The organism is Helicobacter cetorum, assembly GCF_900198405.1.
Classification (GTDB): Bacteria; Campylobacterota; Campylobacteria; order Campylobacterales; family Helicobacteraceae; genus Helicobacter; species Helicobacter cetorum_C.
This window is the reverse complement of sequence record NZ_FZMR01000024.1, coordinates 26,848-36,799: the sequence shown is the minus strand read 5'-3', so window position 1 is coordinate 36,799 and position 9,952 is coordinate 26,848. Positions and strand designations below refer to the sequence as shown.

5 protein-coding genes and 1 pseudogene are annotated in these 9,952 nt (G+C 35.3%); all 6 read right to left on the bottom strand.

Annotated features, from left to right (window positions below; translation table 11 throughout):
* On the bottom strand, positions 1-2,108 hold a 2,108-nt coding region (locus C6H25_RS09105; RefSeq protein WP_104748792.1), incomplete at its 3' end, for a hypothetical protein.
* Positions 2,109-2,203: 95 nt separating this feature from the next.
* Complete coding sequence (locus C6H25_RS07370; protein ID WP_104748791.1) at positions 2,204-4,231, bottom strand: ATP-dependent helicase; 2,028 nt, start codon at positions 4,229-4,231, stop codon at positions 2,204-2,206.
* Positions 4,232-4,239: 8 nt separating this feature from the next.
* Positions 4,240-5,385 carry an Eco57I restriction-modification methylase domain-containing protein gene (locus tag C6H25_RS07365; RefSeq protein WP_104748790.1) on the bottom strand — a complete coding sequence of 382 codons (1,146 nt, stop codon included), beginning with the start codon at positions 5,383-5,385 and terminating at the stop codon, positions 4,240-4,242.
* A gap of 177 nt (positions 5,386-5,562) precedes the next feature.
* Positions 5,563-7,377, bottom strand: a complete 1,815-nt coding sequence (locus C6H25_RS07360) for a flagellar hook protein FlgE (protein ID WP_104748789.1) — start codon at positions 7,375-7,377, stop codon at positions 5,563-5,565.
* Positions 7,377-8,213: pseudogene (gene flgD, locus C6H25_RS07355) on the bottom strand (flagellar hook assembly protein FlgD); the annotation flags it as partial. The gene C6H25_RS07360 and the pseudogene flgD, both read right to left, overlap by 1 nt.
* A 52-nt stretch (positions 8,214-8,265) precedes the next feature.
* Positions 8,266-9,867 carry a flagellar hook-length control protein FliK gene (locus C6H25_RS07350; RefSeq protein WP_104748788.1) on the bottom strand — a complete coding sequence of 534 codons (1,602 nt, stop codon included), beginning with the start codon at positions 9,865-9,867 and terminating at the stop codon, positions 8,266-8,268.
* Between the last annotated feature and the right edge of the window lie 85 nt (positions 9,868-9,952).

Sequence of the window (9,952 nt, the reverse complement as noted above, 5' to 3'; positions counted from 1 at the left end):
AAGAAAGCATAGTATCTTAATCCAAATTGCCCGTATTTCTTTTTACTCTTTTGATTACCTTTAATATAGTAATCAAACATTTGTTTATATCCCCCCTTTATTCCAAAGCCTAGCATATAACCTTGTTGTTTAGTTTCTATGTCTTTATCATTATTGATAAGTTTAGTCGTAGGAGAGCTTAAATAATTCATTTGATTAAACATACTAGCTAAGGTGCTTAGACTTGCTAAGGCTATGGGTTTAGAAGATTGTAATTCGTTATAAGTGTTGAGTTTAGGGGGTAAAGCTAAGAAATTAGTCCAGCTATTAAAGGTATTTTGGCTTACTTGGTCTTTTGTGGGTAGAGTGCTGTTGAGTGTTTTTAAAAGAGTTTTTATCTCATCTTTTGGAGCGACATTTATTTGATAATATGGATTATTTTGCCATTGCTCGTTATAGAATGTTCCTAATTTATCAATAGCTGTGCCTAATTCTTGGTTATTATGCGTAGTTAAAGCGTTAGCTATGTTGCCTACATTTTGCCACCAAGACATAATATTATTATAAAGGTCTTGTGGGGTGCTTAGATTAGCTTGCGAACTAGGAGTATAAGTTTCTTGTTTGCCTTCACTATTCCAATAACTGCCTTGCACTTTAATCGTATTGCCATCTACTTGAATACTAGCTGTAATAACACCACCATTTACAACATTATACACCCAAGAACCAAATTGTATGTTGTTAGTATCCATTTGTTTGTCATAAATAGAGCCTTTAACAAGCGCTTGATTGATAAGACTTAAAGCTTCTTGTTTATCTTGTTCTTGCGTAGAACCTTTTGTAAAATTTAAAGCATTGATTTTAGTTTCTAGCTGTTTTAGGGTGCTTGTAAAAATGTTTGCCATTAAAGGACCATTAGGGGCGTTATCATAATCTGGTTTGAATTGCTTTTCAATCTTTTCAAGTTCAGGGTCGTTTAATTTTTGGATTAAGGCTTGTAATCTTGCTGGTGTTTTTTGTTGGCATTTATCTTGGCACACATTATTATTGATTTGGCTATTGATAAAATTTCCATACTCATTTTGTAATGCATCACTAGCATAGTATGTTGCATAAGTATAATTTGTATCTTTTTTACTTTCGGCTATGCCTTGTAGCATTTGATAAAACAAAAGAGAATGGATACCATAATTAGGGGATAAATAAACAGAAGTATTAGCTTTATTAGTTAAATGCGAATTCCACCCCATATATCCACTACTTATGATTTGGCTATCGCTTATATGAGCGTTAGGGTTACCAATCGTATTATCTTGTATAAGCGTAATAATATCATTTAAATTTGTTGTAATAGTTGGGTTGTTTAAATTATTTGAAGTTTCTAGGGTTTTTAAGATTTCATTGCTTTTTTCAACTATAGTGTTTATAGTAGAGTTATTTGAAATATGTTTTTCTTCATGCTGATATTCTTGCAAGAAATTTTCTAAATATTGCTTGAATGATTGCACTTGCAAGTTTTGAAGATTTTCTATTACACTAGCATTACTCTCTAAGGCATAATGATTACTTGCTATAAGCGTAGTTTGTTTAGGATTGCTACTAACTTGACTAGGGTTAATAAGTTGTAATAATTCATTGCTTTGGGCTAACACTAATCCTAAACTCATAATCCCTACACCCTTTTGTGTTAAACCTGCATTTAATTGTAAGCTTTTAGCTAATTTATCTATTTGAGAGTTTTTAAGTAAGCTAGGGTCTTGTTGGATAGCATTTAAGACATTGATAGCTTGTTCTTGGATTTTTAATTGAGCGAGTTGGTTTTTTTGTTGTGCTTGAGCTTGATTACTTGAATTTTTTATTTGTTTTTGTAAATTTGTGATTTGACTAGAAACATCATTAGAAAGGGTTGTTAATTGGTTAGAGTTTAGTAGGTTTTTATCTTTTAGGGGAGAATNNCCGAAAATATCAGGGTTATTGTAATAAGGGTTAGTCATAGTAGAACTTTGACTCATTTGTGCCATTTGATAGTTAGCCCCTAAAAACCAAGCGCTTTCTTCAGCCATTAAAGAACTAGCTAGAGATAAACTTAAACTTAAAGCACTAAAAAATTTTAATCTGTTATGAGACATTAAGAAATTTCCTTTTTTTAAATGATTTTATGAATGAAATAAAAATAAGTTTTAATTGTAGCATAAAGGGGGGCAAGGGGGAGTAGAAATAAGAGTTATTTAACTTTTTTCTTTAAAAGTCCTGCTTCATACAAGAACATAGACGGCTCGTATTCTTTGTTCTTAGCGTTGTCTCTTAATTCACTTTTAGCATAAGAGAGCCATAGATTTTCTTTAGCTCTTGTAACAGCGACATAAAAAAGCCTTCTTTCTTCTTCTACTCCGCCCCCAGTATTCATCAGCTTGTGGTTAGGAAAACGCCCTTCCATTAAATCTATAATATAAACATCTTTAAATTCTAAGCCCTTAGAGGCATGCACGCTTAATAGATTCACGCCATTTCCTTGCGAAGCTTCATTAGCGCCAAGTAAGGTGCCATTTAAAAAACGCCCTAAATTTTGGTAATTTTTAGCTAAAGAGCTTAATAATTCCATCTTTTCATTAAAGCGTTTTTGAGCTTGAAGGTGCTTAAACTCGTTGTTAGAGCCGTCCTTATTTTTGGAGCGTTCTTTTAAAAGGCGTGTTTTAAAGGTTTGAAAAAATGTGCTTGTAGTGATGTGTTTGATTAAAGAAATAGGCGAATGAGTAGGGGCGCAAACATAGAGGGTAAAAAAATCGCTTAACATTTTAGCCCCATTCATAGAGATTTTAGGGTGCATAAAAACCGGGTGTGAAAAAAACGCCTTAGAAATAACGCCATTAAACCTTGAGCTATTTTCTAGGGCAAAAATTTCTTCAAAAAGCCCCATAGAAGTGATTTCTTTTTTCTTAGAATAGATTTTGACTTCTTTATTAGGGCTAGTTAGACCAAGCTTTAAATCCCCATCACCTAGTAGCATTAAGGCTTCATAAATATCCTTAGCGATATTAGGCCCTACATCGCTCACATAGCTTAGAATATGAATGGCTGCCATAATATCTTTAGGGTTAAAAATAAGCGTGCAAATATCTAAAACTAATGCGATTTCTTTGGATTCAAAAAAGCTTGTGCTACCCTTTCTCTTGCTTGGCACTCCAAGTGTTCTTAAAGAGGCCTCTATTAAATCCGCGCTTGCATTATTCCTAAAAATCACTGCTACTTCTTTAAAATTTTTTCTCATTACAATGCGTTTGGCTATATCTTGGCATTGCGTGATATTGTCGTTATAGTTTAAAAGCGTGGGCTTACTAAAACTCCCTGATTTTACCACTTCTAAATTCTTAGGATAAATGCGTTCGTTATGTTGTATCACTTTATTAGCTAAGTCTAGGATTTCTTTAGAGGAGCGGTAGTTTTTGGTTAAAGTAAAAACTTGGGCGTTCTTGTATTTTTGAGTGAAATTAGAGATGATAGAAATATCAGCCCCATTAAAAGCATAAATGCTTTGGTCATAATCGCCCACACAAAAGAGACTTGGGGGGTTTATAGCGTCTAAAATGGATTCTTGTAAGGGGTTTGTGTCTTGAAATTCATCACAAAGCACTTCTTTATAGGGACTGCCCTTTTCTAGCATGGCTTTTTTAAATAAAAGCAACAAGTCGTTATAGTCTATATAGTTATGCTTTTTTTTGGTGTTTTCAAACTCTTCTAAAATGTTTTCATAAAAAATGCTGTATTGAGTGTGTTCAGGGTTTTTGCTAGTTAGCCATGTGCTAAAATCTTCTTCTTTTAGGGCGTTAGTATAAAGGGAGTAGAGGGCGTATAAATGTTGCGTGGTGTAGGGCTTTTTATCATCATCAATAAAATTTTTAGTATCCACAATGCTTTCTAAGAGTTTTCTTAATTCTCGTGGTTGTTTGAGACTCAAATTAGGATAATGCTCTTTTAAATAGCGATAGGCGACTGCATGAAAAGTGCCTGCTTCAATTTTAGAGCTTAGTTTGGAATACTTGGCTACCCTTTCAATCATCTCATTACTCGCTTTATTCGTAAAGGTTAAGAGCAAGATTTCTTCAGGTTTTATGCCATGATTTAGCAAGTGTAAAATCCGCCCCACAATCGTAGAAGTCTTACCTGTGCCTGCACTTGCAATGATTAAGTTATGCCCCATTGTTGCTGTAGCGGCTTTATTTTGTTCGGGGTTTAGATTCAAAGTTTCTAACACTATTTATCCTATTTTAAAAAGTCTTTAGGCAAAAGAGCGTTTTCTAAAGAGCGTTGCGAAAACAAAAAGCGCCCATCACACACAAAGCCTAATTCCTGCCAGTTAATGGCATTGAGTTTATCACAGAGTGTTTGTAAATCCAAGCTTTGATTATGGGGGAATAGAGCGAGAATGGAGCCGTCATAATTAGGGCATTTATGGATAAAAAAGGGATTTTTTTGGCGTGTTTTAGCATTTACATAAAGGCGTTTTTCTTTAGAGATGTGGTGTTTCCTGCCCCATTCAAACCAGTTGTTTTCATTAAATTTTCTAATTTTTCTCTTCATTAAGCTTTCTTTATATTGCGATAAATAAGCGTTAGGTTTATTGACAAAAACCATTTTTTCTAAGGCATTTGTTTTTTTGGTGATAGAAGTAACAAACTCCACATTGCCATGCTCTTTGTTTTTAAAAATTTTATCGCACCCACTCACAGCTCCCACCTTGACTTTAAAAATCTCGCTTAATTTTTTTGTATAGGAAAGATTTAGAAAATACAAAATGCCTTTTTCACATACAAATTGCAAATGGTTGTTTGTGATTCTACTGAAATCATTCTTACAAAAACGAAAAATCACACAATTTGGCATGGCGTTTTGAAAAATCTTTTTATCGCCTAGCTCAAAAAAATGCGTTATCGTGCCTTCTTGATAAATAAATTCGTTTAATTTCACACTAGAAGTGGACTTTAAAAAATCTCTTGGAGTGATGAAAATCAGTTCGCCCTTAGGTTTTAAATGCTTAAGGGCTTTTTCTATGAAAAACAAGTATAAATTACTGCGTTCATCAAAAAGGGTGTAATCTAGCTTATCTTTGGTGCTTTTTAAAATATCCTTGTGCTTGACATAGGGTGGGTTACCAATAATAGTGTCAAATTGATTGTCTAAAGAATAGTCAAAAAAGTCCATGCATAGGGCGTTTTTAGGACAAATTTTAGAATCTATTTCAATGCCTATGGCATTTTTTAGGCAATTAAAAAAACTCCCATCGCCTACGCTTGGTTCTAAAATATTCCCTTGATTTTGTCTCAAACTAAGCATAAAATCTACAATGTTTTTAGGGGTAAAAACCTGCCCTAAGTTTTTAATGTCTAAATTATTCAAAAAACTCTCCAAAAACTTCTTGGATATAAATTATTCATATTCCTAGCTTTTGGTAGTTGGATAGAAAAATTATTGTCAATCAATGTTGGTATCTTTCTTGGAGTAGTTTTGCTTTAAAAATTCTACAATTTTACTAAGTCGTGTTGGTATCATAAAATATCCTTTTAAAAGGATATTTTAACATGCTTACTATTTTTTCAGACTAATAGCCTCCTTAATCATATCATCACCGGTGCTAAAGGCTTTAGCGTTCATAGAATAGCCCCTTTGCATTAAGATTAAATTTGTTAGGGCATTTCCGGCATTCACATTGCTTGTTTCTAAATATTTATGCCTGATTTTTCCAAATTTAAGCTTGCCATCTTCGTCCCACCCTAAAATAGGGTTACCGCTTAAGGGTCTGTTTTGTCCATTTACGGTGCCTTCTTCCATTTCATAGACATTTCCACCTACCTTTCTTAACCCTTGGTCATTAGTGAAAGCTAAAATGCCTATACGAGCGACAGGCTCTACGGCTCCATTACTAAAAGAAAGCGAGATAATGCCATTTTCTTCAATGCGCATGTCTCTAAAAATGCCTTTAGGCTTGCCATCTTGACTTACTTCTAAAAGCTTAGAATCTTGATAGGACAAATCACTAGAATCATGACTTTCGCTCTTGTCTAATGAATAAGCGAGTTTGTTGCCCTTAAAATCTAAAGTGATAGGCTTGGCTTTCATTTTATTGGTTTCAGAATCAAAAGAAATAGTTTCCCAAACAGATTGATTGATGGGGTCTTTTTCCCTACTATCTATAATATAGCTATTAACTTCCCAAGACTGCTCCTTGCGCTTGCTTTTAGGGCTAGAGGCTGGGTCGTTAGAATTAGTCATAAAATATTCACTTTGGAGCATGTATTTGTTGCCAGATTTATCATAAATATCCACTGAAGTGCTATAGTAGGGGATTCTAATGGCTACCGAATCTCTGCTAATACCCTTTTTTAATTCCATTTCATTAGCACTCAAGCCTAATTTGTCTGCAATGCCCCCATGCAAGCTAAAAGTGATAGGGGTATCGCTAGGATTAGAGATGTCTAATAAAAGGGGGGGCTTTTTCAAATCGTCTTCACTTTTAATAAGATTCAAATCAAGTCCGGTTTTTTCTTTGAGAAGTTTTTTTAAATCGCCCAAGGTTTTAAACTGATTTTCAACTCCCTCAGCATCCCCATACATGAAAGTAAAATCTTCTTTTTTGCCGTCTTTTTGAATGCTAATAGTTAATTTACGATTGGTAATTGCATCAATAGGTTCATCATCATCATTGGCTAGGGCATTGATGTCTTGGTTTAAAAAGCGCTTTTCTATAATCTCGCCTTTATTGTCTAGAAAAAAAGTCTCTGCCCCTTTTACATGGTCTTTGGGGTTTAGATTCACGCTAATACCCACTTTAGTGCTAAGCACAGGCTGGTAGGTTAAATCTTGGGGGATTTTTAAAGGCGAAAGGGTCTTGCCATGCAATTTTTCAATGTCTTCATCTCTAGGGGTAGCATTAAGAGTGCCATCTTTTATTTTTTTTAAATCAACTCCATAGACATAATAGCCTTCAGGGGTTACTAAGTAGCCATCAGCGTCTCGCACGAAATTTCCGGCACGAGTGAGAAAATTATCTTGCTTTTTTTCATAGCCATCTTTATTGATAGTGATTTCGCCATTTTTATTAGGCCCTATAACAAACCAACCCTTGCCTTGATAAGCCATATGAAACTCCCCTTCACTAGGCATGTATTCGCCATCCTTGTTAGAAAGGGCATTTCCTGAGCCCGTAACACCATAATTCCTATCATTAGCGGCAACTGACTTTGCATTTAGAGAGTCTAAATGTGAAGAAAACAAACTCTTAAATTCAGGTTCATTAGAGCGATAGCCTAGGGTGTTAATATTAGCGATGTTATTAGAGAGACTATCAATGCCAAATTGATGGGTTTTAATTCCGCTGTATGCGTTTAAAAGGGTGTCATTCATGCTTGCTCTTTATGTGGTTTTTGATTTTCAGGCTTGTAAAACTCTATCGCACTATCTATGGGTAGAATCATTTCGCCCATTCTTAGCATGGGTTTGCCTTGATTAAAGAGTACACTCTCTACTTCGCCTCTACCGATACGAGTTTGTAAATATTGCTTGCTTTGAGAGTCTAGGTTGTATTCAGCTTTGATTTTATAACTTCCTTTAGGGACTTTTTCCCCTTTTTCATTAATGCCATCCCATTCAAAATTGATATAGCCCTTTTTGCCGTTGTAATCTTTTAGAGAAAGGGTTTTGACTAGCTCATTACTCTCATTTAAGATTTGAATAGTAGGTGTGCCTTTAGAAGTATCAATTGCCTCATCAAAGAAAAGTGAAAAAGTGAGCTTATTGTTGCCATCAAAATTCGCTCCACTCACATCAGTTTCTGCAATCTTTCCTATCATACTAACAGAATTTAATGCAGTTACTTCTCTTAAAGAGTTATTAGCCTTTAGACTATCGTCCATGCCCTTATTGAGATTTTCCATAGTGTCTTTTAAAGAGCTTTGAAAATCCTTTAAAGATTCGTTGGTTTCTTTGCTAGATTTCATCGCACTGGCGACTTCTTGCATAGTTTTTTTATTTTCTTCTTGCATTTCAACTTGCGTGAGTTGTGCGGTTTGGGTGATGATTTTATCTGTTTCCATAGGGGCGGTTGGGTCTTGATTTTTCAATTGCTCTAGGAATAATTTCATAAAAGCGTCTTTGTCTAACCCATTAGCAATTTTAGGTTGGTCTTTTTTTCTTTCTTGTGCGGCTTTGGCTCCGGTAACTTCTGCTAAATCAATGGCCATGTTCTCTTCCTTATTAAAGATAGTCTTATTATAAAGCAAACTTGCTTAAAAATCACGCATAAAGAGTGATTTGCATATTTGTTGGTAGTTCTTTAATTTCATCGTTTGTGTTCTCTTGGTAGCTTTTTAGGGCATTTTCTCTTAAGGGGGTTAGCTGTTGCTCTTTATGGCTTTGTTGCTCTTTAGAATGGTTTTGCGAAAAGCTTAAATCCACCCCTTCAAAACCTAAAGCACTCAAGCTATTTTTAAGCTCCTGCTGGTTATCCAAAAAGGTTTGCAAACTATTATTATGAGAGACAACGCTCACTTTAAGATTTTTACCCACTTTTTGAATGGTTACTTCAACTTTACCTAATTCTTTAGGGAATAAGTCCATAGAGATTTTAGTCATAGGGGGTTTGTATTCTTGGATTTCTTGTTTTAATTGCTGAGTAAAGTGCTTAATACTCTCTTTGGGAGTAATGCCTTTATTATCGCTAGTTTGTGTGGTTTGGGTGTTTTGAATGGCACTAGGCTCTTTAACGCTTTCTTTGGTATCAATAGGGGTAGTTTTTTCTTCTTTTTCTAAAGGGGTTTGAAAGTTAGCATTATCAGTATTATGGGTGTTAAGCCCCATAAACATAGGCGTTAGTGGCGTTAAGGGGGGTGTTTTAAGGGGTTGTTGTAGGGCATTTGCTAGGGTTTGGATTTGGTTTTTTTGAATGCTAGGGGTTTTTTCTAATCTCTTTTTGCTTTTATTAGAAACCTTAGGCTTTTTAGCCCTTTTAATCGCATGAGTTTGCAAGCTTTCATTTAAAGGGGGCGTTTTCTTTTCATCGTTAGGTAGGTTTGTTTTTTTAAAAGAAGAAAGGGGCGTTTTAGGGGCTATGGATTTGTCTTGCGGGCTTAAATCTTTTGTGTCTAGGGATTGTAAAACGCTAGAGAGATTTACTTCTTTGGTAGGAGTATGAGAGAGGGTATGACTAGGGGTATTTGTTGGGTTAGGTTGGGGGTTATTTGGGCTAGATTGAGACAAATGAGGAGCAAGCTTTTGAGTGGTGCTTAGATTTTTAAATTCCTTTTTTGGGGTCTCTTGTTGCGTGCTTAGGTGTAGATTGTTGGCGTTTAGATTATGCTCTTTAGCAAGCAAATCTACATCTTTGAGTGTTTTAGGAGAATGAATAGGCGTTGAAGGTGTTGTGTTTTGTGAATTTGGCTTGGGATTAAGGGGGGTTAAGGGGGAGTTGGTAGGTTTTTTGGGCGAGCTTTTTTCGTGCGTGGGTGTGGTAATGGGTGGTGTAAGGGAGAGTGGTGCTGTTTCTGTAGGGGCGTTTGATTTTTCGCTATTGTCTTTTTTAGGGCTTAAAAGGTCTTTAAGTGTGGGGGCATTTGTGGGAGCGTTTGGTGCTTGTTGGGGAGATTTGTGGGATTTTTGGGGTAAGTTTGGGGTATTTGAAAGGCTAGTGGGTTTTAATAAAGGTTTTTGTGATTCTGTTTTTGTCGTGCTTTTATGCAGGCTGTCTTTGGGGGTGGTTTTTAGGATTTTTTGGGTTAAAAGACTTTTGAAATGCTTGGAATCTTTTGGGGTTATGCTAGGATTTTTAGGGGTTTTTGAGAGCGTGGCTGTAGGTTTAGTAGGAATTTGAGTGTTGGGGGTATTGATATTAGTTGGCATTGGGTTTTCCTTGAAAAACAGCTCTTTTAAAATGTTAGTATTTTTTTGCAATACATAGTTGTAGAATTGAAAGCAAAAATAATTC

What these genes read in the sequence shown, in the direction of transcription:
- C6H25_RS07360 (WP_104748789.1), bottom strand. Translation starts at nt 7,377, where the DNA reads ATGAATGACACCCTTTTAAACGCATACAGCGGAATTAAAACCCATCAA.
- C6H25_RS07350 (WP_104748788.1), bottom strand. Translation starts at nt 9,867, where the DNA reads ATGCCAACTAATATCAATACCCCCAACACTCAAATTCCTACTAAACCT.